Source organism: Streptomyces formicae, assembly GCF_002556545.1.
In the GTDB taxonomy this organism is placed as follows: Bacteria; Actinomycetota; Actinomycetes; order Streptomycetales; family Streptomycetaceae; genus Streptomyces; species Streptomyces formicae_A.
On sequence record NZ_CP022685.1, the window covers coordinates 8686207 to 8709832 of the forward strand.

General features: G+C 71.4%; 18 protein-coding genes. 11 read left to right on the forward strand and 7 right to left on the reverse strand.

Annotated features, from left to right (window positions below):
• Positions 1-86 precede the first annotated feature (86 nt).
• The 3 genes from KY5_RS37475 to KY5_RS37485 all read left to right on the forward strand — a co-directional run bounded on the left by KY5_RS37475 (position 87) and on the right by KY5_RS37485 (position 4260).
• The gene (locus KY5_RS37475; protein ID WP_098246373.1) at positions 87-1055 is read left to right on the forward strand and encodes a ParB/RepB/Spo0J family partition protein; all 969 of its coding nucleotides are present in this window, start codon (positions 87-89) and stop codon (positions 1053-1055) included.
• Positions 1056-1281: 226 nt separating this feature from the next.
• Positions 1282-3390 (forward strand): SpoIIE family protein phosphatase, encoded by a 2109-nt coding sequence (locus KY5_RS37480; protein WP_098246374.1) that lies wholly within the window; start codon positions 1282-1284, stop codon positions 3388-3390.
• A gap of 9 nt (positions 3391-3399) precedes the next feature.
• Positions 3400-4260: an Fpg/Nei family DNA glycosylase gene (locus KY5_RS37485; protein WP_098246375.1), complete on the forward strand. Its 861-nt coding sequence runs from the start codon at positions 3400-3402 to the stop codon at positions 4258-4260.
• Positions 4261-4267: 7 nt separating this feature from the next.
• Here KY5_RS37485 and KY5_RS37490 read toward each other — a convergent pair whose 3' ends face one another.
• Positions 4268-4915 carry a zf-HC2 domain-containing protein gene (locus tag KY5_RS37490; protein ID WP_098246376.1) on the reverse strand — a complete coding sequence of 216 codons (648 nt, stop codon included), beginning with the start codon at positions 4913-4915 and terminating at the stop codon, positions 4268-4270.
• A 71-nt stretch (positions 4916-4986) separates the two neighbouring features.
• The gene (locus tag KY5_RS37495) at positions 4987-5508 is read right to left on the reverse strand and encodes a hypothetical protein (protein ID WP_098246377.1); all 522 of its coding nucleotides are present in this window, start codon (positions 5506-5508) and stop codon (positions 4987-4989) included.
• Positions 5509-5798: 290 nt separating this feature from the next.
• Here KY5_RS37495 and KY5_RS37500 point away from each other — a divergent pair, with 290 nt between their 5' ends.
• Positions 5799-7076, forward strand: coding sequence for a CapA family protein (locus tag KY5_RS37500; RefSeq protein WP_098246378.1), 1278 nt, complete (start codon positions 5799-5801; stop codon positions 7074-7076).
• Here the strand turns inward: KY5_RS37500 and KY5_RS37505 are convergent.
• Positions 7063-9978, reverse strand: a complete 2916-nt coding sequence (locus KY5_RS37505) for a glycoside hydrolase domain-containing protein (RefSeq protein ID WP_098246379.1) — start codon at positions 9976-9978, stop codon at positions 7063-7065. The genes KY5_RS37500 and KY5_RS37505 overlap by 14 nt on opposite strands.
• Positions 9979-10076: 98 nt before the next feature.
• On the opposite strand from KY5_RS37505, the gene KY5_RS37510 reads away from it, so the two are divergent.
• The 4 genes from KY5_RS37510 to KY5_RS37525 all read left to right on the forward strand — a co-directional run bounded on the left by KY5_RS37510 (position 10077) and on the right by KY5_RS37525 (position 14959).
• Positions 10077-11237, forward strand: a complete 1161-nt coding sequence (locus KY5_RS37510; protein ID WP_098246380.1) for an ROK family protein — start codon at positions 10077-10079, stop codon at positions 11235-11237.
• A gap of 142 nt (positions 11238-11379) precedes the next feature.
• Complete coding sequence (locus KY5_RS37515) at positions 11380-12351, forward strand: ABC transporter permease (protein WP_234363056.1); 972 nt, start codon at positions 11380-11382, stop codon at positions 12349-12351.
• Positions 12348-13283 (forward strand): carbohydrate ABC transporter permease, encoded by a 936-nt coding sequence (locus KY5_RS37520; RefSeq protein ID WP_098246381.1) that lies wholly within the window; start codon positions 12348-12350, stop codon positions 13281-13283. The genes KY5_RS37515 and KY5_RS37520 overlap by 4 nt, the downstream gene beginning before the upstream one ends.
• A gap of 35 nt (positions 13284-13318) precedes the next feature.
• Positions 13319-14959 (forward strand): extracellular solute-binding protein, encoded by a 1641-nt coding sequence (locus KY5_RS37525; protein WP_098246382.1) that lies wholly within the window; start codon positions 13319-13321, stop codon positions 14957-14959.
• Between the two features lie 6 nt (positions 14960-14965).
• On the opposite strand, the gene KY5_RS37530 is transcribed toward KY5_RS37525, so the two are convergent.
• On the reverse strand, positions 14966-16390 hold the full coding sequence (locus tag KY5_RS37530; protein WP_098246383.1) for an amino acid permease: 1425 nt from the start codon (positions 16388-16390) through the stop codon (positions 14966-14968).
• 90 nt (positions 16391-16480) lie between these two features.
• The gene (locus KY5_RS37535) at positions 16481-16942 is read right to left on the reverse strand and encodes a universal stress protein (RefSeq protein ID WP_098246384.1); all 462 of its coding nucleotides are present in this window, start codon (positions 16940-16942) and stop codon (positions 16481-16483) included.
• A gap of 113 nt (positions 16943-17055) precedes the next feature.
• Here KY5_RS37535 and lysX point away from each other — a divergent pair, with 113 nt between their 5' ends.
• Positions 17056-20358 (forward strand): bifunctional lysylphosphatidylglycerol synthetase/lysine--tRNA ligase LysX, encoded by a 3303-nt coding sequence (gene lysX / locus KY5_RS37540; protein ID WP_098246385.1) that lies wholly within the window; start codon positions 17056-17058, stop codon positions 20356-20358.
• A gap of 101 nt (positions 20359-20459) precedes the next feature.
• Positions 20460-21305 carry a polysaccharide deacetylase family protein gene (locus tag KY5_RS37545; RefSeq protein WP_098246386.1) on the forward strand — a complete coding sequence of 282 codons (846 nt, stop codon included), beginning with the start codon at positions 20460-20462 and terminating at the stop codon, positions 21303-21305.
• 42 nt (positions 21306-21347) lie between these two features.
• On the opposite strand, the gene KY5_RS37550 is transcribed toward KY5_RS37545, so the two are convergent.
• On the reverse strand, positions 21348-21944 hold the full coding sequence (locus KY5_RS37550; protein ID WP_199843703.1) for a class F sortase: 597 nt from the start codon (positions 21942-21944) through the stop codon (positions 21348-21350).
• A gap of 444 nt (positions 21945-22388) precedes the next feature.
• Between KY5_RS37550 and KY5_RS37555 the strand changes: the two genes are divergently transcribed.
• Positions 22389-22880 carry a hypothetical protein gene (locus tag KY5_RS37555; protein ID WP_098246388.1) on the forward strand — a complete coding sequence of 164 codons (492 nt, stop codon included), beginning with the start codon at positions 22389-22391 and terminating at the stop codon, positions 22878-22880.
• 126 nt (positions 22881-23006) lie between these two features.
• On the opposite strand, the gene KY5_RS37560 is transcribed toward KY5_RS37555, so the two are convergent.
• Positions 23007-23528, reverse strand: a complete 522-nt coding sequence (locus KY5_RS37560; protein ID WP_098246389.1) for a hypothetical protein — start codon at positions 23526-23528, stop codon at positions 23007-23009.
• Between the last annotated feature and the right edge of the window lie 98 nt (positions 23529-23626).

The following is a 23626-nucleotide window of genomic DNA, read 5'->3' on the forward strand; positions in this document are numbered from 1 at the left end:
CACGGGGGACAACCAGAGCTCAAGGGGGAGTTGAGTTGGCAACACCTGAGCACGAACAGATGGACCCAGCGGAACAAGCAGTTCAGATGGACCAGATGGATCGGCTGATGGTCGTCGAGGTCGAGATCGGCTCGCTGTCGACGGCGGACTCACCGCGCACCACCGGGGTGGACCAGGAGCACGTGGCGGCGCTCGCGGTCGTCCAGACCCCGCTGCCGCCGATCACCGTGCACCGGCCGTCCATGCGCGTGATCGACGGTCTGCACCGATTACGGGCCGCCGAACTCAGGGGACAGCGCAAGATCGCGGTCAGGTACTTCGACGGGGGCGACGCCGACGCCTTCGTGCTGGCCGTCGAGTCCAACGTCACGCACGGCCTGCCGCTCACCACGGCGGACCGCAAGCGGGCCGCGGGGCGCATCATCGCCTCGCACCCGCAGTGGTCGGACCGCATGATCGCCTCGGTCAGCGGCATCGCGCCCGGCACGGTCGCGGACATCCGCAGACGCGCACCGGGCGGCCGTACGGGCGAGGAGAGCAGGATCGGCCACGACGGCCGGGTCCGGCCGATCAACGGCGCCGAGGGACGCAGGCTCGCGAGCGAACTCATCGCCCAGAACCCCGGGCTCTCGCTGCGTCAGGTGGCCCGCGTCGCGTCGATCTCACCGGAGACGGTCCGCGACGTGCGCAATCGCATGATGCGCGGCGAGGACCCGGTGCCCCGGCGCGGCAGGCAGGCGCACTACGAGGTCCGTGTCGAGCCCCCGCGCCTGGGCCGAGGCCCGTCGGCCGTGCCCGACAGGGACGCCGCACAGGACCGGGCCGAGGCGGTGAAGCGGCTCAAGGCGGATCCCGCGCTGCGCTTCAGCGAGATCGGCCGCACCCTGCTGAGGCTGCTCAACCTGCACACGATCAGCATGGAGGAGTGGGACCAGATCATCGACAAGGTCCCGCCGCACTGCCGGGGCATCGTCGCCTACCTGGCGAGCGAGAGTGCGGAGATGTGGACGGAGGTGGCGGTCCGGGTCCAGAGCAAGGTCGCCGAGACGGCGTAGTACGACACGCGTCACCCGTACCGACCAGTACGGACCAGTAGGACTCCGCGCGGCGGGCCGCTGCCGGGCAGGCACAGCAAAGCGGCCCCGACCGACGCGCGGGAACGGTACTCCCCGGATGGGGACCAGTACCTCCCCAGCCCAGACCAGTGCTTCGCACGACCGGAGCCCCACGCGCCGCCTCCCCCCACATGCGCGCGCGAGGGGCTCCGCCTAGCGTGGGCCCATGGACGCGGGAACCGGTGGGCACGCCCTCGCGGGGCATTGCCACTGCGGAACGCAGGACCACGGCCGCGCGCACGGCTGCTTCCTGGAGCTGTACGGGGCGGCCCTGCGCATGGGCCGCTTCGACTGGGACCTCGACACCGGTCTCATGGAGATGGACGCCACGGCCCACGAGGTCTTCGACGTACGCGCCGACGAATACGACAACCGGCCGGAGACCCTCGCCTTCCGCGTCCCGCCCGTCGAGGCCCACCGTCTCGACGAGATCGTCTCGCACGCCCTGAAGGACGGCAGCGTCGTCTACGGCGCGTACTTCCGGGTGCGCTGCCGCGACGGAACGCTTCGCTGGACGCACACCCAGGGCCACATCCTGCGCGATGCCACCGGGCGCCCGCACCGCATCGTCGGCATCGTCAACGACGCCACGCGGGAGCGGGCCGACTGGCTGCCGGGCGAGCGCGCCGACGAGGAGGCCGAGCGGCGCCGCACCACCAGCATCGTGCAGGGCACCACGGCGGCCCTCGCGCACGCCCGCACCGTGCGGGACGTCATCGACGTGCTCAAGGACGCCAGCGGCCTCGCCCATCTCGGCGCGTCGAACCTGGTCATGGGCCTGGTCGAGGCCGGTCGGATCCGCCTGGTCGCCGAAGGGCCCAAGGGCAGCTACGTCCAGGGCACCCGCCTCACCCGGATCGACGAGGCGTACCCGATGAGCGAGGTCGTGCGCACCCTCGCGCCGCGCTACATCGAGACGCCCGAGGACTTCGCGGCGTCCTACCCGCTGCTGTGGCCGCACATCGACGAGCTCGGCATCACCGCCGCCGCGTATCTGCCGCTGATCGCGCAGGCCCGCCCCATCGGCGTGCTCGGCCTGCTCTACCAGGACAAGACCGGCTTCCCCGACGAGGAGCGCAACGTCCTGGTCGCGCTCGGCAGCAGCATCGCGCAGAGCCTGCAGCGCGCCATGTTCTACGAGCAGGAGAAGGACCTCGCGCAGGGCCTCCAGCAGGCCATGCTGCCGCGCAGCATTCCCGGTGTGCCCGGCGCGGAGATCGCCGTGCGCTACCGCTCCGCGGCGCTCGGCAGGGACATCGGCGGCGACTGGTACGACGTGATCCCGCTGCCCGGCGGCCGGGTCGGTGCCGTCATCGGCGACGTCCAGGGCCACGACACGCACGCGGCCGCCGTCATGGGCCAGCTGCGCATCGTGCTGCGCGCCTACGCCGCCGAGGGGCACACGCCCGCCACCGTCATGGCCCGCGCCTCCAGCTTCCTGCACGAACTCGACACCGAGCGCTTCGCGACCTGCCTGTACGCGGAGGCCGACCTGTCCACCGGCGTGGTGCAGTTCGTGCGGGCCGGACACCTCGACCCGCTCGTCCAGCTCACCGAGGGATCCTGTCGGCGGGTGCCCGTGGACGGGGGCCTGCCGCTCGGCCTCTCCGCCGAGTTCGGACGGCTCGACTACCCCGTCACCACCTTCGAACTCGACCCGGGCCAGACCCTGTTGCTCTGCACCGACGGCCTCGTCGAGGAACCGGGCGCCGACCTCGACGACGGCATGCGGGCGGTCACCGAACTCGCCGCCACGGGCCCGCGCGATCTCCAGAAGCTCGCCGACCGGCTGTGCGGCATCGTCGACGGCAGGGGCGGGGACGACGACGCGGCACTCCTCCTGCTGCGCCGCCGTCTGATCGACGCGCCGCAGTCCGGCGGACGCCTCCAGCAGCACGTCGCGCCGAGCGACCCCGAGGCGCTCGCCGAGGCCCGGCACATGATCAGGGCCGCGGTGCGCGCCTGGGGCGCGGGCGAGCGCGCCGACGAGATCGAGCTGGTCGCCGACGAGGTGATCACCAACGCGCTGATGCACACCGACGGCTCCGCCATCGTGACCCTGCGGGTCCTGACCGGCACCGACCGGCGCCTGCGGGTCGACGTCGAGGACTCCTCCAGCGCCCTGCCGCGCCGCCGCGAGGCGGGCGAGTCGGGTGTCTCGGGCCGCGGCCTGCTCCTGGTGGACCGGCTCGCCGACGTCTGGGGCGTGGACGCGCGGGGCAGCGGCAAGTGCGTGTGGTGCGAGTTCATCGTGCCCGCCAGGAACGCGCGGTGAGGGAGAGCCATGCCGGAACTGCCCGAAGTGGAGGCGCTGCGCGCCTTCCTGACGGACCATCTGGTCGGTCGCCAGGTCGTGCGCGTGCTGCCCGTCGCGGTCAGCGTCCTCAAGACGTACGACCCGCCGCTCACCGCCCTGGAGGGCCGCACGGTCACCGGGGTGGCGCGGCACGGCAAGTTCCTGGACGTCGACGCCGAGGGGACGCACCTCGTCACGCACCTGGCCCGCGCGGGCTGGCTCCAATGGAAGGACCGTCTGCCGGACGGCGCCCCGCGCCCCGGCAAGGGCCCGCTGGCGCTGCGGGTGGCCCTGGAGACCGGCGAGGGCTTCGACCTCACGGAGGCGGGCACCCAGAAGCGCCTGGCCGTGTACGTCACCGAGGACCCCCGCACGGTCCCGGGGATCGCCCGCCTCGGCCCCGACCCGCTCGCCGCCGACTTCGACGAGGAGCGCCTGGCCGGGCTGCTCGCGGGTGAACGGCGGCAGATCAAGGGGGCGTTGCGCGACCAGAGCCTGATCGCGGGCATCGGCAACGCCTACAGCGACGAGATCCTGCACGCGGCGCGCATGTCGCCGTTCAAGATCGCGTCGAACCTCACGAAGGAGGAAGTCCATGGGCTGCATGTGGCGCTGCTGGCTACGCTGACCGAGGCGGTGGACCGTTCGCGCGGTGTCGCGGCGGGCCGCCTCAAGGCGGAGAAGAAGAGCGGCCTGCGCGTGCACGGCCGCACCGGCGAGCCGTGCCCCGTGTGCGGCGACACGATCCGGGAGGTGTCCTTCGCCGACTCCTCGTTGCAGTACTGCCCGACGTGCCAGACGGGCGGCAAGCCGCTCGCGGACCGCAGGATGTCACGACTGCTGAAGTGACGGCCCGTCAGAGCGAGGGTCGGCGGTGCAGCGTGAGGAGGAGCCGTCCGTCGGCCGTGCGCACCTCGTAGCGGTCCGTCTGTTCCGGGTGCAGCGCGGCCACACCGCGGACCCGCACCGTGCTCGCGCCCATCCGCCACGTCGTGACGGCCTGCTCGGATCCGTCGGCGCCGACCGCCACCAGCTCGCAGACCCAGGGGAGCGGCGTCGCCTCGCGCATCGTGAGCCCGAGCTCGGTCCCCCAGACGCGGTCCCGCGCCGTCAGCGTCGCGGACACGCCGTCGGGACCGCGCGCGCTGATGCGTGCGGGCTCGGCGTCCGACGCCGTGAGGATGCCCGCGACGGGCGCGGCGGCGGAGATGACGACCGCGGCGGCCACCGCGTAAAGACGCCGCCCGCGCCGCCCGCGCCGGCGGCGGATCTCGCACAGCAGCCGGTCGAGGAGCACGGGATCCGGTGCGGTGAACGGATCCACCGAGGGCGGTGTCAGGCGGCCGTAGCGCTCCAGCTGTCGGGTCGTGGCGCCGAGTTCGTCGAGCGCGCGCAGACAGGCGGGGCAGTCCGCGAGGTGATCCTCGAAGCGGAAGACGTCGGCCGCGTCGAGGACGCCGAGCGCGTAGGCGCCGACGTCGCGATGCCGCTCCAGGGACCTCATGGCGTTCCTTGTCGGTGGGGGTGCTCCTCTCCCTCGGGTACGCGGCGGACCGCCGAATCACTCAAGCGGCGTCAGAACAGGTGGATCGCCAGATGCCCGAGCGGCAGGCCGAGCCGCCAGGCGGGCGTCCACACCTTCGGCCCCTCCTCGTCACCCGGCACAGGCCCGCCGCCGGGCACCGCGTCGAGGTCGGGCGCCAGCAGCTCGGTCTCCTGGAGCCACCGCCACGCCAGATCGGCGAGTTCCAGGTCGGGCATCGCCTCCCCGGTGGCGGCGGCGTCCTCGGCGAGCAGCGCCATGCGGTCGCGGACCCAGTCCTGCCACGGCTGGTCGTACGCCGTCAGGGACAGCCAGGTCTCCAGTTGGGTGACCACCCGGATCCCGGACAGCTCGCCCCTGCTGTCCGACAGGAAGATCGTCAGGGCCAGGGCGTCGCGTCCCGCGCGGTACTCGAAGGACGTGGGGGGCATCAGGTCGCCGGTGCGCAGCAACTCGTCGGCGATGTACTCGGCGTACAACCACGCCATGGGGACGGCCAGTTCGCCGCTCCGCGGGCCCGGGCCCTCCGCGCTTCCTCTTGCCTCGTGCTGCATCCGCTCCGCCTTCCTCCGGTCCGTGCGCGTCCACCGGCCTCTGGCCCCCCAATCCGGAACACGGATGAGGACAGCCGATTACCCAACAGGGGTGCTGAGCAAGGCGCTTTGCCGATCCTTGACCTGGGCCACGGTTTCGTCGCAGGTCGGCGGGGCCGTGTTGTTCGCGTCACAGGGCCGAACGATGTGACTCCTTTTCGGGGACCGTGGCGGCATTGGTCCTTGAATAACCGTCAGGTCCGTATGTGGATTCCTTTGCCCCATATACCCCGATCCACGGAGAGCGCCCGATGACGCAGCGCGCACGGAATTCACGGCACACACGGACCACCCCCACCCCGAGAACCCCACGAGGAACACGGAATCCGCGGCGCGCGACGGTCGTCGCGACGGTGCTGCTCATCGGCTCCACGGCCGCCTGCGCGGGGGCTCCCGGCGACGGCGCGAAGCCCGCGGCGAAGCTCGTCGTGCCGAGCGCCGCGCAGCGCGCCGCTTCGGGCCCCGCCCCCTCGGCGGCGGGCGGCGGCGCGGCGGGCCCGCGCGGCTTCACCCTCGTCGCCTCGGGCGACGTCCTGCCGCACTCCTCGATCATCCGGCAGGCCAACGCCGACGCCGGCGGCAACGGGTACGACTTCGAGCCGATGCTCTCGGGCGCCAAGCCCGTCGTCAGCAAGGCCGATCTGGCGATCTGTCACATGGAGACGGTGTACGGCGCGAACGGCGACTACTCCGGCTACCCCACCTTCAAGTCCCCGCCCCAGGTGGCCCGCGCCCTCAAGGCCACCGGGTACGACTCGTGCTCCACCGCCTCCAACCACACCCTGGACGCCGGTTCCGCGGGCGTACGCCGCACCCTGGACGCGCTCGACGAGGCGGGCGTCAAGCACGCCGGCTCGGCCCGCTCGGACGCCGAGGACAAGTCGCCCGCGTGGCTGCGCGCGGGCGGCGCGAAGGTCGCACAGCTCGCCTACACCTACGGCACCAACGACATCCCGCTGCCCAAGGGCAAGCCCTGGTCGGTCGACCTCATCGACCGCGACAAGATCGTCGCGGACGCGCGGGCGGCCCGCAGGGCGGGCGCCGACGTCGTGGTGGTCAGCCTGCACTGGGGCAGCGAGTGGCAGGACGAGCCCGACCGGCAGCAGCTGCGGCTCGGCAAACAGCTCACCGGATCCCGCACCGGCTCCCGCCCGGACATCGACCTCGTCCTCGGCACGCACGCGCACGTCCCGCAGGCGTACGAGAAGGTCAACGGCACCTGGATCATCTACGGCATGGGCGACCAGATCGCGGGCAACATGATCAACCACGAGGGCGCCCACGACCCGCGCGGCAACCAGGGCTCCATCGGCCGCTTCACCTTCGCGCCTCCCGCCCGGCAGGGGGCCAGGTGGGAGGTGCGCAAGGCCGAGTTCATCCCGATGTGGTTCGACACGGACCCGGGCCGCGTCGTGAACCTGAACCGGGCGCTCGCGCGCGGCGCCGAGGTGGGCGACATCCGCGACCGCATCCGCCGCGTCGTCCTCAGCAGAGGAGCGGGCAAGGCGGGCCTGGTCATGGGGAAGTAGGCCCGACGCTCAGGAGCCAGCCGCGTCCCGGTGCCACCGGGACCGGCTCGCCCGCCGGGAAGCGCCGCTCCTCCTGGAAGCCCTCGATCGCGGGCGCGTGCGCCTCCACCGGCCGTCCGTCCGCCGCGGTGAGCACCACGTCGACCGGCTCGGGCGCCCAGGACGCGAGCGCGGTGGCCGTGCCGCCGGGCCCCCGCCACGTGCTCGCGAGCACGTCGGCGTGGCCGGTGCGCACCGGAGGCTCGCCCGCCCACCAGCCCGTCAGCTCCGCCTCCGGCATCTTGAGCCGGTCGAACGCCCGCCACAGCGGCCGCACATCGGTCATCGGCGCGCGCCCCGTCATGCCGAAGACGAGACCGCGCCACGGATTGCCGCCGCCCTCCAGCATCTCGCCCATGAGGCCGAAGGGAATGCCGGAGATCTCCACGAGCCAGTACGCCGGGTCGGCGCCGTCGGCCCCGTCGTAGTCGAAGAGCTCACCGAGCCAGAGCCGGTCGACGTACGGCAGGAGTTCGGCGTACAGATTCGCGCTGGAGGCGAAGCCGTCCGCCTCGCGGTACTGGTTGCACGAGTGAAGGTCGACCACCGGGGCGGTCTCGCCGGACCGGGCGAGTGCCTTGCGGACCCGCTTCATGGTGGTCCTGTCGTACGCCACGTCGTCCAAGTAGAGCCCGTCGACGCCCACGACCCGGCGCAGCCGCTCGATGCCGCACACGTAGGAGTTGTGCCAGCGCGAGTCGCCGGACGTGACGACCGCGACGTCACCGACGTCCGGCGCCACCCAGCCGGGCACGTGGCCGTCGCCCAGGTGTTCCCTGAGCCAGGCGTGCCCGCCGCCGGGCCCTGCGGCGAAGATCTCGTCGCCGAACGAGGCGAGGACCGGCAACTCCGGCGTGTGGCGGGTGAGTTCGCGGACCGTGTCGTACACCTTCACGCGGACGCCGAGCCGGTGTGCCTCGTCCGTGTAGGCGCGCAGCACCTCGGCGGCGAGCAGCGGATCGTTGATGTAGGGATTGGGAGGTGTGGCGTGGTGCAGATTGACGACGTTCGCGCCGTACGCCGCGACCTCGCCCGGCGAGGCGTACGCGTGGTAGTAGCGCTCGGCGAGGTGTCCGCCCGGGTCGAGCGGTTTGAACGGGGTGAGGAGGAGCCGGAACTCGAAGCGGCGGCTCTCGCCCGCGCGCAGCCGCAGCGGCCCGCTGAACGCGGTCAGCTCGCGCGTCCCGGCGACCGTGCGAAGACGCACGCCACCCGCCCCGTCGCCCGCCCAGGAGTCTGGTGTGACCAGGGGCTTCTCGCGGTAGTAGTTGGTGTTCAGGGGGCGCGCGTAGTGCTCGTCGCGCAGCGAGAGCTGGAGGCCGGCCGCCGGGTCGCCGAGCCAGAAGGCGTCCTGGTTGCGGGTGGGCGTGTCCCAGCTCCAGTCGTACGTCGCGGGGCAGGCGCGGCCGGTCAGGCCGAGCCCCATCGCGTACCGCGCGATCTCCTCGCGCACCGGCACGGCGAGACGCACGTCGAGCTCGGTCTCCGCGATCGCCTCGACGGTGGCCCGCACGACGAGGAAGCCGTCGGCCTCCAACTCGCCCTCGGTGTGCAGGAGTACGTCCTGCCCGGTGGCCCGCGCCGACCAGCGTGCCCGCGCCGGGCCCGGCTGGTCGACCGCGAGCGGCTCGTGCTCCAGGGGGCGTCCGACGTCGAACGTCACCGGGGCGGCGAGCAGATCGCGCTCGGGGCCGTCGGTCCGCGTGACGGACGGGGTGAAGGTGGAGGTGATCCGGTGCGGGAGCCCCTCGGGGCCCAGCTCGACGGAGCGGCCCAGGAGGGTGAGCCGCTGCCCGTCGATCTTCACGGGGGCGAACGGCGGGACCACTTCGTCGTCCTGTGCCAGCGTCGAGTCCAGCCAGCCGAGGCGGGCGAACCGTTCCGGTTCGCCCGCGCCGTGATCGTCGACGACGGCGTCGCCGACCGTGAGCACCAGGGGAAGCACCCGTTCCGGGGAGCCCTGCGCACGGACCGCGATCTCCGCCTCGTACCGGCCCGGCGTCGCGTCCTCGGGCACCTCGACGCCGAACCACAGCGCGCCCACCCCGTCCGCGGCCACCTCCACGCGCCGTGCGAACGCGGCGCCGCGGGCGTCGACGCCGCCGGTGCTCAGACAGCGGGCCGGGAACGGCAGCCCGCGCAGCTCGGCGCGTACGTCCGTGAGGTCGGTGAGCGCGTACACGCCGGCCTGCACCGCGTGGAACTCGCCTCGGTCGGCCGTGCCCGCGAGCGGGGCGCCGGGATCGGTGAGCGCCCAGCGTGCGGGCAGCCGCGCGTAGCGGCCCAGCGGATGCTCCCTGTCCTCGCCGAAGAGCAGGAAGGGCTCGCCCTCGTGCGCCCGCCGCAGGGCCGCGCGCTCGGCCCCGGTCGCCGCGAAGCCGAGGGGCGCGAACGAGTCGACCGCGCTCGCCGCCTCGTAGCGGAACGCCTCGGCGCGGGGGAGGGCCGCCCAGGTGCCGGGGTCGTCGAGCCCGCAGCGGTGCACCCAGCCGGGGTCGGCCGTCCTGGTGGGCGGGCGGTAGGCGGCCTGCGGGTAGTAGGGCTTGCCCGTGTGCGCGTACGGCAGGTAGTGCACGGCGTACGCGCCGGGCCCCGCCACCGGCTCGAAGGCGATGCGGCCGCGTTCGTCGGTCACCTCCACGGCCACGGTGTTGTGCACGCGCAGCCCCGAGGGGGCGAGGACGATCACGTCCACGTCCCGCGCGGTGGAATCCTGGCGTCGCCACGGCAGTTCGGCGGCGACGGCCGGGGCCGCGGCGGTGACGTCCACCAGGAGGCGATGATTTCCGTAGACGTCCTGATCCCAGATGCCGATGCCGCACTCCAGCTCGGGATGGCCGGGCCGCGGTCCTGTCTCACCCATCTGTTGCTCCCCAAGGGCGCTGTTTATTAGGTAAGTTTCTCAATCGCTCCGGGTCACCCTGGGGATGAACCGATCATGCTGTCAAGGGGGAGGGACCCATGAGTGGCGACCCGTTGAGTGGCGATCCGTCACTGCTGCGACGGCTGAACACGGCGGCCGCGCTGCGCGTGCTGCGCGAGCGCGCCGAGATCACCGTGCCGGAACTGGCCTCGCTGATCGGCGTTTCCCGGCCCACCGCCCAGGACCTCACCGCCCAACTCCTGCGCGAGGGAAGGCTGGTGGAGCTCTCGCCGGGCAGCGGGAACGTCGGCAGGCCCGCCCGCCGCTTCCGCTTCCGCGCCGAGGCGGGCCATGTGCTCGGCGTCGACATCGGCGCGCACAAGATCCTGGTGCTCGCCGCCGACCTGCTCGGCCGCACGGTCGCCGCCCAGCGCGTCGCCGTCACGCCCGAACTCCCCGCGCGGGAGCGGCTCGACGCGGTGCGCGCGGCCGTCGCGGGCTGTCTGGCCAAGCCCGAGGCGGCCGCCGTGCGACCGCTCGCCACCGGCGTCGGCACCAGCGGCATGGTCGACACCGAGGGGCGCGTCGCGGTGAGCGACTCGCTGCCCCAGTGGTCGGGGCTCGACCTCGCCAGCGAACTCGCCGACGCCGCCCCGGGACCCGTGGTGGTGGGCAACGACATCCAGCTGGCCACCCTCGCCGAGTGCACCGGCGGCGTCAGCGTCGACGTGCGCGACTGCGTGTACCTGTACGTCGGGAACCGGCTCGGCATCGGCCTGTGGCTCGGCGGCGAACTGCACAGGGGCCACCACTCGGCCGCCGGTGAGATGGTCGCGGGAGACGGCTGGGAGATGTCCTACCAGCGGCTTCTCGACTGGTTCGCCGGGCACCAGGGCGCGGAGGAGCCCACCCGCGAGAACGCGGCGCGCGCCGTGGTGACCGCCGCCGCGGCGGGTGACGGCGGCGCCCGCTACACGCTGCGGGCCTTCGCCGAGTGCCTCGCCGACAGCCTCACGCGGCACGTCGCCGTGCTCGATCCGCGGGCCGTCGTGCTCGGCGGCGGCATCTCCCGCGCGGGCGCCCTGCTCAGCGAGCCCTTCGCCGGGCGCCTCGCCGAACGCTGCCCGTACGCGCCCGAGGTGCGCACCTCCGTGCTCGGCGAGGAATCGACCGCAATCGGGGCAGCCCGCCTCGCACTGGACCACCTGGAACAGATGCCCCACACCGACCGTGCCGCGCAGAAAAGTCCAACCCCTTAGTGCTCGCGGGTGGTTGACGGGCGCGGGTGGCCCTTCCATGATGTGGCTCTCTTTCGGCAAGTTGGCTTCTTAATTACGTCCTTCCGAGGTGCGAGTGACATCCCCTGCAACGCGTCGCAGGCCACGGGCCGCGTCGCCCCCCGTGTCCGTATCGAAGTCGGCGTCGAAGTCCCTCCCGGGGAAACCGGGTCAGCAGCTGCACAAGCGACCGCCGTTGCGGGTCCGGCTGCGCGACAACTGGGTGATGCTGGCCCTCATGGCACCCGGCGTGCTGTTCTTCGTCGGGTTCTTCTACGTGCCGATGCTGGGCAACGTCATCGCCTTCCAGGACTACCAGCCCTTCATCGGCTTCAAGGAGAGCCCGCTCGTCGGACTCGCCAACTTCCAGGAGCTGTTCGCCGATCCGGCGTTCTGGGAGGCGGTCCGCAACACCCTGGCCTTCGCCGCGCTCCAGCTGATCTTCTTCTTTCCCGCACCGCTGGCCCTCGCCCTGCTGATCAACAGTTTGATCAGCCCGCGCGTCAAGAAGTTCGTGCAGAGCATCGTCTATCTGCCGCACTTCATCTCGTGGGTCCTCGTCGTCGCGCTCTTCCAGCAGGTCCTCGGCGGCGCGGGCCTGGTCAGCAACTACCTGCGGGACAACGGCCTTTCCGCGCTCGACGTGATGAGCGACCCCACCACCTTCCCGCTCCTGATCACCGGACAGGTGATCTGGAAGGACATCGGCTGGGGCATGATCATCTACCTGGCGGCGCTCGCCAACGTCGACCAGAGCCTGTACGAGTCGGCGGCCGTCGACGGCGCGGGCCGCTGGCGCCGCATGTGGCACGTCACGCTGCCCGCCGTCCGCGGCGTCACCATCATGCTGCTCGTGCTGCGCCTCGGTGACGTGCTCTCCGTCGGCTTCGAGCAGTTCCTGCTCCAGCGCGACGCGGTCGGGGCCCGCGCGGCGGAAGTCCTCGACACCTACATCTACTACCACGGCGTCGTCTACGGCGACTGGGGCGTCGGCGCCGCGGCGGGCCTGGTCAAGGGAGTCATCGGCGCCCTGATGATCTGGGGCGCCAACAAGGTCGCCCACGCCTTCGGAGAGCACGGGGTGTACAGCAAATGAGCAGCTTCGGATTCCCCCTGCGCGGCAAGGACGAACGGCGGCGCGTCCGCGAGGAGCGGCCCGCCTGGGAGGAGCCGCCGTCGAAGATCGGCTCGGCCGCCAAGGCCGTCGTCATCACGGTCATCTGCGCCGTGATGGTCCTGCCCTTCCTCACGGTCCTCTCCACCAGCCTCGCTTCCCGCGAGGAGATCACCGCGTCCGGCGGCTTCGTCCTGTTCCCCTCGGAGCCGACCCTTGACGCCTACCGCACGGTCCTGTCCGGCGGCATCGTCTCGCGCGCGGTGGTGGTCAGCGTCCTGATCACCGTGGTCGGCACGGCGCTCTCCCTCCTGACGACGATCGCCCTGGCGTACGCCCTGAGCAAGCGCGGCGTTCCCGGCGGCAAGCCGATCCTCCTGATGGTCCTGTTCACGCTGCTCTTCGCGCCGGGCATGGTCCCGATGTACGTGGTGGTCAAGGAACTCGGACTCCTGGACTCCTACTGGTCGTTGATCCTGCCGGTGCTCATCAACGCGTTCAACCTGGTCGTGCTCAGGGCGTTCTTCATGAACATTCCCGAGGAGCTCTACCAGGCCGCCCGCATCGACGGCGCGGGCGACTGGCGGATCCTCACGCGCATCGTGCTCCCGCTGTCCAAGGGCGTCGTCGCCGTCGTCGGCCTCTTCTACGCCGTGACGTACTGGAACGCCTTCTTCAACGCGATGCTCTACCTCAACGACTCCGGCAAGTGGCCCATCCAACTGGTCCTGCGCACCTACGTCGTACAGAACAAGTCCATGACCGCGGACCAGCTCGGCATCGCCCACATGCCGCCGCAGCAGTCCCTCTCCATGGCCGTCGTCATGCTCGCGCTGCTGCCGATCCTGGCGCTCTTCCCCTTCCTCCAGAAGTACTTCACCAAGGGCGTGCTCACCGGCGCCATCAAGGGCTGACCCCTCCCCTCACGACCTCATCCGCGGAGATTCCCATGACCGGCATGTCCCGACGCACGTTCCTGAGCCTGTCCACCGCCGTCGCCGCGGGCGCGGCCGCCACCTCCCTGACGGGCTGTGGCTCGGCCGCCAAGAAGAGCGGCGAGGCGGCGTCGGCGAAGGTGAAGCTGCCCGCGTACGTCCCCTTCACCAAGATCAAGCCCGATCTGCCGCCGAACGCGAAGGGCCTGTCGGCCGGTTTCCTCTCCTACCCCAAGGAGTTGGTGCGCAGCGTCGCGAAGACCCCGGGTGACGGCTCGAAGATCACGATGCTCACGGAGATCTGGACGCAGCCGCCGACCCCCAAGGACTCCAACGCCTACTGGAAGAAGGTCGACGAGGAGCTCGGCGTCGACCTGACCGCGATCCTCGGCACCGACCCCGGCTACGAGCAGAAGTTCTCCGCCGTCATCGCGGGCGGCGACCTGCCCGACCTGCTCTGGATCCCGCCCAACCAGGGCATCCAGCACATCGCCGAGCTGCTCGAGGCCAAGTGCGCCGACATCACGAAGTACGTCTCGGGCGACGCGGTGAAGACGTACCCGAACCTCGCCGCGATGTCCCCCGCCCACTGGAAGACCGCCGTCGTCAACGGCAAGATCTGGGGTGCGCCCGTGCCCTACCCGGCGTTCGGCCAGGTCTACGCGGGCAATCCGAAGGTCTGGGGGAAGGCGGACGGCCTCCAGTGCTCCAGCACCGAGGAGTTCCTCGACAAGTGCAAGGAGGTCACCGGCGGCAAGACGTGGGCGCTCGAACCGATCTACGTCAACGCCGTCAGCGTCCTGTGCCAGTCCTTCGGCGCTCCCAACAAGTGGCGGCAGAACAAGGACGGCTCGCTCACCTGGTTCCAGGAGACCGACGAGTACACCGAGGCCCTCGCCTTCGTGCTGAAGCTGAAGCAGGCCGGTGTCTTCTACCCGGGCAACCCCAAGATGGCCGACGCGTACATCAAGATGGCGCAGGGCGCGATCGGCGCCACCGTGCACGCCAACCCCTACAACGCGCGCAACGAGATCCGCGTCCAGGACCCGGAGCTCGCCTCCGAGATCATGATCCCGTTCGCCGCGGGCGGCAACAAGCCGAACCACCACTACCACTTGGGCACCATCGGCTACACCGCCGTCAAGAAGGGCGACGAGAAGCGGGTGCGGATGCTCCTTCGCGTCCTGGACTACCTGGCGGCGCCGTTCGGCAGCAAGGAGCGCGAGTTCCTCGAATACGGCACCGAGGGCGAGGACTTCACGTACGACAAGAACGGCTTCCCCACCCGTACCAAGCAGGGCAAGCAGGAGGTCGAGGGCCTCTACAGCGGGCTGCAGACGGCGACGACCTCGCCCTTCGCCCTGATCGCCTCCAGCTTCCCCGGCGACGAACGGGCGCAGGACGTCAAGGACGTGTACGCGGCCGAGCAGAAGCTCATCGAGACCGCCGTGCGCAACCCGACGGTCGGCCACTACTCGGACGCGTACACCCAGCACTACGGACGCATGTCCACCGAGGCGACCGACCTGGTCAACGACATCGTCAGCGGCCGCAAGAAGATCGGCGAGTGGAAGCCGTTCTGGGCCGAGTGGAAGAACAAGGGCCTGGAGCAGATGGCCCGCGAGTTCCAGAAGTCGATCGAGCAGAGCGCCTGACGGACGTCAGGCCCGGGTGTCCTGCTCCGCCTTCGCCAGCTCCGACTTCCGGTAGGAGTACCCGAAGTACACGACGAGGCCGAGCAGGAACCACACGGCGAACCGCACCCAGGTCTGCCACTGCAGGAACGTGATCAGCCAGATGGAGAAGACGACCCCGAGGGCCGGGACCACCGGCATTCCGGGGCAGCGGAACGTGCGCGGCAGATCGGGCCGCTTGTAGCGCAGCACGATCACCGCGACGCACACCACGACGAACGCCAACAGGATCCCGATGTTGGTGAGTTCGGCCGCCTCGCCGATCGGCAGGAACCCGGCGATGGCGGCCGATGCGACCCCGACGATCCAGGTCACACGTGTCGGCACGTGCCGGGTCGGATGCGTCTTGGCGAACCACTTGGGCAGCAGGCCGTCCCGGCTCATCGAGAACCACACACGTGTGCAGCCCAGCATGAACGTGAACATCACGGTCAGGATGCCGATGATCGCGCCCACCGCGATGACGTCCGCGAGTCCGCCGAGCCCCACGGACTTGAAGGCCGTGGAGAAGCCGCTCTCCGGGTCGACCTCCTTGTAGCTCTGCATGCCGGTCAGGACCAGGCAGGCCAGGACGTACAGCACCATGGAGATCGCGAGGGAGTAGAGGATCGCCTTGGGCATGTGGCGCTGGGCGTCCTTGGACTCCTCGGCGGCCGTCGACATGGCGTCGTACCCGAAGACGGCGAAGAAGACCGTCGCCGCGCCCGTGAACGCGCCGCTGACCCCGTAGGGGAAGAACGGGTTGTAGTTGCCGGTCTCGATGTGGAAGAAGCCCACCGCGATCACGACGAGCACCACGATCACCTTGAGCACCACCACGATCAGCTCGAAGCGCGCGGCGTTCTTGATGCCGAGGGTGAGCAGATACGCGATGAACAGGCACAGGACCGCGGCGAACAGGTCGACCTTGTGTCCGTCGCCGGTGCCCGGCGCGCCCATCATCCAGTTCGGCAGCTCGGCGCCCATCTCCTCGACCAGGAAGCCGAAGTATCCGGAGATGCCGATCGCGACCACCGCCACGATCGCGGTGTACTCCAGGAGCAGGTCCCAGCCGATGAACCAGCCGGTCAGCTCGCCGAGCACCACATAGCCGTACGTGTACGCCGAGCCCGCCTTCGGGATCATGCCCGCGAACTCGGCGTAGGAGAAGGCGGCGGCCGCGCTCGCGACGCCCGCGATCAGGAAGGAGACCAGGACCGCGGGCCCCGCCGTGCCGTTGGCGACGGCACCGGCGAGGCTGAAGATCCCGGCGCCGATGATGCCGCCCACCCCGATCGCGGTGAGCTGCCACAGCCCGAGTGTGCGGGTCAGACCACCGCCCGACTCGGTCTCTTCGATGTGGTCGATGGGCTTGCGGCGCAGTACGCCGTGTCCCATCCGGAGTCCGGCCATGGGCCTCACCTTTTCGCTGACGGCAGTCGGCTGACGGCGGATCATGATGGCCCAGCCGTGCCCGCGAAGGAAGACGCCACACCAGCGCGGTCAGGGGACGACGGTGACCGGCCAGCGGCCCGCCTTCACCAGACGTACGGCGACGGAGCCGACGATGCGGTGCCCCGCCTGCTCGGAGGCGCCCACGACCACGGCGTCCGCCTTCAGGTCGTCGGCCGCGGTGACCAGGCCGCTGTAGGGGTCGCCGCGGAAGGTGTGGAACTCCCAGCGCACGTCGAATATGTCCTTCACCCGCTCGGCCGCGTCACGGATCTCCGTGATCAGCCCCTCGGCGATCTCGTCGGTGGTCTCCGCGACCGGGGCGCCGAGCGCGGCCCCGGCCGCCATCACCGGCTGGATGTACACCACGGCGAGCAGCGCCCGCTGGCGCCGGGCAAGGCCCCCGGCATATGCCGCCGCACGGAGCGACGAATCGGAGCCGTCGACTCCGACGACGATCACCTTCGGCCCGTCGGTGCCGCGTTCGAACTGGTGGGACTGGTCTTCGCTCACGCCGAGAGGTTAACGGAGGCTCGCTTTCCTGTTGAGGGCAGGCGGGCCACGGAGTGCAAATCCAGGGTCCGGCTCGACGGGCGGGGACGCGCCGGACTTCCTAGAGTCGTGACATGACGGTCAGCACGGAGGAGCCCGACGTCGGCGGGCGGATATCCCCGCGCGGCGGATTCCTGAGCCGCGTCCCCGAAGTCTTCGCCGCCTTCTTCGGCACGCTCGGCGTCTTCTGCGCGGTCCTCGCCGTCATCGCCCCGCTGCGGCGGCTGCTGCTCCCCGTCATCCGCTTCCTGGACCTCATCACGGTCCCGGTCAGCGCGAACCTCGCGTACGCCGTCTTCCTCTTCCTGCTCGCCGCCGCCACGGCCGCCCGCAAGAAGGTCGCCTGGTGGCTCGTCGTCAGCTATCTGGGCCTGCTGCTCGCCTTCGACGTGCTCGGCGCCGCCCTCGGCTACTGGGCCGAGTCGCTGCCGTCCTTCGTCATCTGCGGCGTCGCCTTCGTCCTGCTGATCCTGGCCCGGGGCGAGTTCTCCGCGGACTCGCGGCGCGGCGCCGTCTGGCGGGCCATCGCCGTCCTCGCCGCGGGCCTCGGCATCGCGATCCTGGTCGGCTGGGGCCTGGTCGAGCTCTTCCCCGGCACGCTGCCGCGCGGCGAGCGGCTGCTCTGGGCGGCCAACCGGGTCTGCGGCGGTCTGCTCCACGGCCACGACTACTTCGACGGCACCCCGCCGCGCGGCCTCCACTTCTGGCTCGGCCTCTTCGGCGCGCTCGCGCTCCTGAACGCCGCAGCGACGCTCTTCCGCTCCCAGCGCATGGAAGCGGCGCTGCACGGCGACGAGGAACCCCGCATCCGAGCCCTGCTCGGCGCGTACGGCGCACAGGACTCGCTCGGCTACTTCGCGACCCGGCGCGACAAGGCCGTGGTCTTCTCGCCCAGCGGCAAGGCGGCCGTCACCTACCGCGTCGAGGCCGGTGTCTGCCTGGCGAGCGGCGACCCGGTCGGCGACCGCGAGGGATGGCCGCACGCGATCGGCGCCTGGCTCGACGTGGCGAGGCGCTACGCCTGGCAGCCCGCCGTCATGGGCGCGTCCGAGGACGGCGCCACCGCCTACGCCCGTGCGGGACTCGGCGCGCTCCAGCTCGGCGACGAGGCGATCCTGCACGTCGCGGGATTCGACCTGGACGGCCGCGACATGCGGGTCACGCGCCAGGCGGTGAACCGCGTCCGCCGCACCGGCGCCACCACCCGCATCCGCCGCCACTCCACCCTCACCGACGAGGAGATGGAGGAGATCATCGACAAGGCCGACGCCTGGCGGGACACCGAGACCGAACGCGGCTTCTCCATGGCGCTCGACCGGCTCGGCGACCCCGAGGACGGCGACTGCCTCCTCGTCGAGGCGCTCGACGCCGACGGCAAGCTCCTCGCGCTGCTCTCCCTCGTGCCCTGGGGCAGGGACGGCATCTCGCTGGACCTGATGCGCCGCGACCGCTCCGCGCCCAACGGCGTCATGGAGTTCATGGTCGCCGAGCTGTGCGCCGCCGCCCCGAAGTCCGGCGTGCGCCGCATCTCCCTGAACTTCGCGGTGTTCCGCTCGGTCTTCGAGGAGGGCGGCCGGATCGGCGCGGGCCCCGTCCTGCGGCTGTGGCGCAAGCTGCTCCTGTTCTTCTCCAAGTGGTGGCAGCTGGAGGCGCTCTACCGCTCCAACGCCAAGTACCACCCGGAGTGGTACCCGCGCTTCATCTGCTACGGCGACAGCGGCGCGCTGGCCCGCATCAGCCTGGCCTCCGGCATCGCCGAGGGCTTCGTCTCCGTGCCGTCGCTGCGCAAGCTCTGGGGCAAGGGACATCACAAGCCCCGAGGAGTCACCCAGCCCGCCACCACCGAGGGCCTCCCCTCGATCGCGGCGCTCGGCCTCGCGGGGGGAGGAGCCGACGCCGACGCCGACCCCGCGGCCGACCTCCCCGATCAGATCCGCGTCCGGCACCGCAAGCTGGCGGACCTGCGCGCCGCTGGCGTCGACCCCTACCCGGTGGGTCTGGCCGAGCGCACCCATGAACTGGCCGATGTCTCCAGCGATATGACGGGGGATCAGGTCAGGGTCGCGGGACGCGTCATGCTCGTACGCGACTTCGGCGGCGTCGTCTTCGCCGTGCTGCGCGACTGGTCGGGCGACCTCCAACTGGCCTTCTCGCGCGACACCGCGGGCCCCGACGTGCTCGACCGCTTCACCACCGGCACCGACATCGGCGACCACATCACGGCCACCGGCACGGTCGGCACCAGCGACAAGGGCGAACTCACCGTCTTCGTCACCGACTGGCTGCTCACCGGCAAGTGCCTGCGCCCGCTGCCCGACAAGTACCGGGGCCTGACCGACCCCGAGGCCAAGGTGCGCCGCCGCTACCTCGACCTGGTCGCGAGCCCGGCCGCGCGCGACGTGGTCCGCGCCCGCTCCACCGCCGTCCAGGCCCTGCGCCAGGGCCTGCTCGACCGCGGCTATCTGGAGGTCGAGACGCCGATGCTCCAGCAGATCCACGGCGGCGCCAACGCCCGGCCCTTCACCACCCACATCAACGCCTACGACCTCGACCTGTACCTGCGCATCGCCCCCGAGCTCTACCTCAAGCGGCTCTGCGTCGGCGGCATGGAGAAGGTCTTCGAGATGGGCCGCACCTTCCGCAACGAAGGCGTCTCCTACAAGCACAACCCCGAGTTCACGATGCTGGAGGCCTACCAGGCGTTCGCCGACTACGACGTGATGCTCGACCTCACCCGCGAGCTCATCCAGGGCGCGGCGACCGCCGCCTTCGGCAGCGCAATCGCCCACAAGACTGACGCCGACGGCAAGCTCGTCGCGCATGACATCTCAGGCCCCTGGCCGGTCAAGACCGTCTACGGAGCGATCTCCGAGGCACTCGGCGACGCGGTCGACGCCGACACCCCGCTGCCCGCGCTGCACCGGCTCTGCGACCGGGCCGACGTGCCGTACACGCCGGACGACGGGCGCGGCGACGTCGTCCTGGAGATGTACGAGCGGCTCGTCGAGGAGCGCACGACGCTGCCCACCTTCTACAAGGACTTCCCGACCGACGTCTCCCCGCTCACCCGCCAGCACCGCGACGACCCGCGCCTCGCCGAGCGCTGGGACCTCGTCGCCTTCGGCACCGAACTGGGCACCGCCTACTCGGAGTTGACCGACCCCGTGGAGCAGCGGCGGCGCCTGACCGCCCAGTCGCTGCTCGCCGCGGGCGGAGACCCGGAGGCCATGGAGCTCGACGAGGACTTCCTCGACGCCCTCGAATACGCCATGCCGCCCACCGGTGGCCTCGGCATCGGCGTCGACCGGCTCGTCATGTTCCTCACCGGCCTGACCATCCGCGAGACGCTGCCCTTCCCGCTCGTACGCCGCACCTGACGGCGCGGACGCCCGCCGTCGCCGCGTCTGTTCGGGTGCTTTCGGGGGTCGCCCCGGTGTTGGTGTGCCGCCCGGGCCTTCGGCCATGCGACGGATTAGTCATGAAAGACGATCAGCTGACTCCAGGGCGGCGGGCGTTGCTCCGCGCCGCCGCGCTCATCGGTCTGGCCGCGACCGCGGGCTGCGCGGGCACGGCACGCCCGGCCGCCCCGAGCCCCACAGGGCCCGGTGGAGCGCCCGCGGCGGGGCCTCCCGCGGCCCGCGTCCTCAAGCCCTCCGCGTACCGCCTCCAGCCCATGGCGGGCCCAGGCCCCGCGCGAGCCGCGCGTGCCCTGCCACGGGTGCGCAAGGAGCCGATCCTGCGCCTCAAGGGAGGCGGGCGCTCGATGGTGCTGACCTTCGACGACGGGCCCGATCCCCGCTACACGCCGCACATCCTGCGGACGCTGCGCAGGCACGACGTACGCGCGATGTTCTTCGTCTGCGGCGAGATGGCCGTCGACAACAAGGACCTGCTGCGCGAGATGGCCGACGACGGGCACCTGATCGGCAACCACACCTGGAGCCATCCGCTGCTGCCGCGCCTGGGCAGAGCCGCGATGCGCGAGCAGATGGAACGCACCTGCGACGTCATCGAGGACGCGACCGGCGAACCCCCCGCCTGGTTCCGCGCCCCCTACGGAGCCTGGAACCGCAACGCCTTCCAGCTCGGCGCCGCACTGGGCATGGAGCCGCTCGCCTGGACCGTCGACACCCTGGACTGGACCGAGCCGGGCGCGCCGACCATCGTGCGCCGGGTGCGGGCGGGGGCCGCGCCCGGCGTCGTGGTGCTCTCGCACGACGCGGGCGGCAACCGCTCGGGGAGCGTCGACGCGCTGCGCACCTATCTGCCGGAGCTGCTCGACTCCGGTTACCGCATCACCCTGCCGAGCCGCTACGCGCTGTGAGCCGGGTGTTCGCCCGCCGGGACCGCCCGCGCCCGTCCGGGGTCAGCGCACGGCGATCAGGCGGGCGAACACCACCACGTTCCCGTCGTACCCGGCCTGCTTGGAGAATCCGCCGCCGCAGGTGATGACCCGCAATTCGGGAGTTCCGCTGTTCCCGTACACGCGCTTTCCCGGGAAATTCTCCTTCTCGAACACCTCGATGCCGTAGATCTGGAAGATCGCGGTCTTCTTGTCCTTGCGCCGCACCTCGACGTGATTGCCCTTCTTCAGGGAACCGAGGCCGTAGAAGACGGCGGGTCCCTGCTGGTTGTCCACGTGCCCGACCACCACGGCCGTGCCCTTCTCACCCGGTGACACCGCGCCGGTGAACCAGCCCGCGAGGTTCGGGTCCTCGGGCGGCGGCGCGTCCACCCAGCCGTCGGAGTCCAGGCCCACCGGCATGATCGGGGCGTCCACCTGGATGCCCTTGATCCGCACCCGCTCGGCGGGCGAGAACGCCAGGGGCGCGGGGGCGCCACGGCCCGCGGCGTCGGGAGCCGCGTCGGCGGCGGCGGCCGAAGCGGGCTGCGGCGGGCCCACGTCGAACTCGCCGGAACCGTTGCGGATCAGCGCGAGGCCGGTCAGCAGGACGAGCGCCATGACGCCCCAGGGGGCGCGCTTCTTCTGCTTTTCGCCCTCGTGGAAATCCTGGAAATCCTGGAATTCGAAATCGTCGGCCGGATGGGACGAAGGCATTCTCTATCCCCTCTCAACGCGGCGTGAGAGCCGCGTCCGTAGCGCGTACGAGAACGCTAAGCGCGGTGCGCGAGGTGTGCGAAAGGGCGGGCGCGAACGGGTGGCGGACCGGGCGGGTGCGCCATCCGGGTCCGCGCCGGGGAGGAAATTTCTGACGGTCCGTGACCTGCGGCGATGTCGGCTCGTGAGGATGCCGCCCGGCGTGTCGTCTCACCGGTACGGCCGATCCCCGAAATGCGGCCCCGCGCACGGCATCTGAGGGTCTGTCTGGGAGGCGCTCTCGCCGATCGACCGGGGACGGTATCCCCGGGGCGTCTTCCGCGGAGGATTCCCATGCGTACTTCTCGTATGCGCACCACTCGTGCCCTCGCGGTCGCCGCCGCGGCAGGCGCGGTCGTCGGGCTCGCCGCTCCGACCGCGTCCGCCTGGGCCGACCCGACCAACATCGTGGCGATGCCCAGCGTCATCCCGAAGGGCGGGCACCTGACGGTCACGGTCGACGGCTCGTCCTGCCAGTCCGGCGGCAAGGTCACCTCCCCGGCCTTCCCCGACACCAACCTCCAGTCCATCCCGGGCGGCAGCACGGCCAGCGCGACCGCCGTCGTCCACGCCAACGCCCAGCCGGGTGCCTACGACATCACCGCCCACTGCGGCGGCAAGACGCTCACCCGTCCGTCCGCCTTCACGGTCATCCACGGCGGCGTGCGTGGTGGCGTCGGCGGCAGCACCACCGACGGGGCGACGAGGACCGACATGGCGATCGGCGGCGCGCTCGTGGCCGCGGCCGTCATCGGCGGCGGGGTGTTCTGGATGCGCCGCAGGACCGAGAACCGGATCTGAGTCACGGGGCGGGCCCGCGCGACCCCCTTCCGCGCCGCGCCCCGCCCCTCGCGTGACACCGCCGCGCCCCCGGGATCTGGAGACGTCCCGGGGGCGCTGCGGGTGGTGCGGTGGAGCGGGGGTCGGTCAGGAGTTGTCCTCGCCCGTGCGGCGGCGCGTCTTGTAGTACGCGGTGCCGAGCGCGCCCAGGATCAGGGCGCTGCCGAGGGCGATCTCGTGGAGGTCGAGCCCGCCGAGGCTGCCGCCGATACCGGCCTTGACGCCCTTGTGGGTGGTGCCGTTGTCCGGGCGTCCCGTGGCGATGGTCAGGTCCGTCTTGCCGGTCTCGCCCTTGCAGTCGAACGTCACCTCGTACATCGCGCCCGGCTTGGCGTCCCAGAACACCGACGCGGTGGTGGACTGCTGGCCCTTGGGGATGGTGGCGTCGTCGAAGATGCCGGAGGTGACCTTGGTGTCGCCGTCGCAGCTGTCCACGCTCAGCGTGACCTGGCCGCCGGCGGCGATCGTCGAGGGGGTCACGCGGAAGCCGAACGACGTGATGTTGTTGTTCGTGTCGTCGCCCGCCACGGCCGCGGTCGCGGTCGGGGCCGTGAGGGTCAGGGCGGTGGCGGTGAGCAGAGCGGCCGAGGCGACGCGTATCGCGCGCATGGTGGATCCTCCGGGTCCCCGAGGAGCAGTCGCGGACCTACTTCCGCATTCACCTGAAATGCACCTCGATGCCGGAAACGGTAAGTACGGACGCACCC

Bases quoted from the DNA above. Each gene is read 5' to 3' on its own strand.
- KY5_RS37550 (WP_199843703.1), bottom strand. From the start codon at position 21,944: ATGGCGCTCGTCCTGCTGACCGGCCTCGCGCTGATCCGCAACGGTTCC.
- KY5_RS37555 (WP_098246388.1), top strand. From the start codon at position 22,389: ATGCGCACCACTCGTGCCCTCGCGGTCGCCGCCGCGGCAGGCGCGGTC.
- KY5_RS37475 (WP_098246373.1), top strand. From the start codon at position 87: ATGGACCAGATGGATCGGCTGATGGTCGTCGAGGTCGAGATCGGCTCG.
- KY5_RS37485 (WP_098246375.1), top strand. From the start codon at position 3,400: ATGCCGGAACTGCCCGAAGTGGAGGCGCTGCGCGCCTTCCTGACGGAC.
- lysX (WP_098246385.1), top strand. From the start codon at position 17,056: ATGACGGTCAGCACGGAGGAGCCCGACGTCGGCGGGCGGATATCCCCG.
- KY5_RS37545 (WP_098246386.1), top strand. From the start codon at position 20,460: ATGAAAGACGATCAGCTGACTCCAGGGCGGCGGGCGTTGCTCCGCGCC.
- KY5_RS37480 (WP_098246374.1), top strand. From the start codon at position 1,282: ATGGACGCGGGAACCGGTGGGCACGCCCTCGCGGGGCATTGCCACTGC.
- KY5_RS37510 (WP_098246380.1), top strand. From the start codon at position 10,077: ATGAGTGGCGACCCGTTGAGTGGCGATCCGTCACTGCTGCGACGGCTG.
- KY5_RS37495 (WP_098246377.1), bottom strand. From the start codon at position 5,508: ATGCAGCACGAGGCAAGAGGAAGCGCGGAGGGCCCGGGCCCGCGGAGC.
- KY5_RS37520 (WP_098246381.1), top strand. From the start codon at position 12,348: ATGAGCAGCTTCGGATTCCCCCTGCGCGGCAAGGACGAACGGCGGCGC.
- KY5_RS37505 (WP_098246379.1), bottom strand. From the start codon at position 9,978: ATGGGTGAGACAGGACCGCGGCCCGGCCATCCCGAGCTGGAGTGCGGC.
- KY5_RS37490 (WP_098246376.1), bottom strand. From the start codon at position 4,915: ATGAGGTCCCTGGAGCGGCATCGCGACGTCGGCGCCTACGCGCTCGGC.
- KY5_RS37560 (WP_098246389.1), bottom strand. From the start codon at position 23,528: ATGCGCGCGATACGCGTCGCCTCGGCCGCTCTGCTCACCGCCACCGCC.
- KY5_RS37530 (WP_098246383.1), bottom strand. From the start codon at position 16,390: ATGGCCGGACTCCGGATGGGACACGGCGTACTGCGCCGCAAGCCCATC.
- KY5_RS37500 (WP_098246378.1), top strand. From the start codon at position 5,799: ATGACGCAGCGCGCACGGAATTCACGGCACACACGGACCACCCCCACC.
- KY5_RS37525 (WP_098246382.1), top strand. From the start codon at position 13,319: ATGACCGGCATGTCCCGACGCACGTTCCTGAGCCTGTCCACCGCCGTC.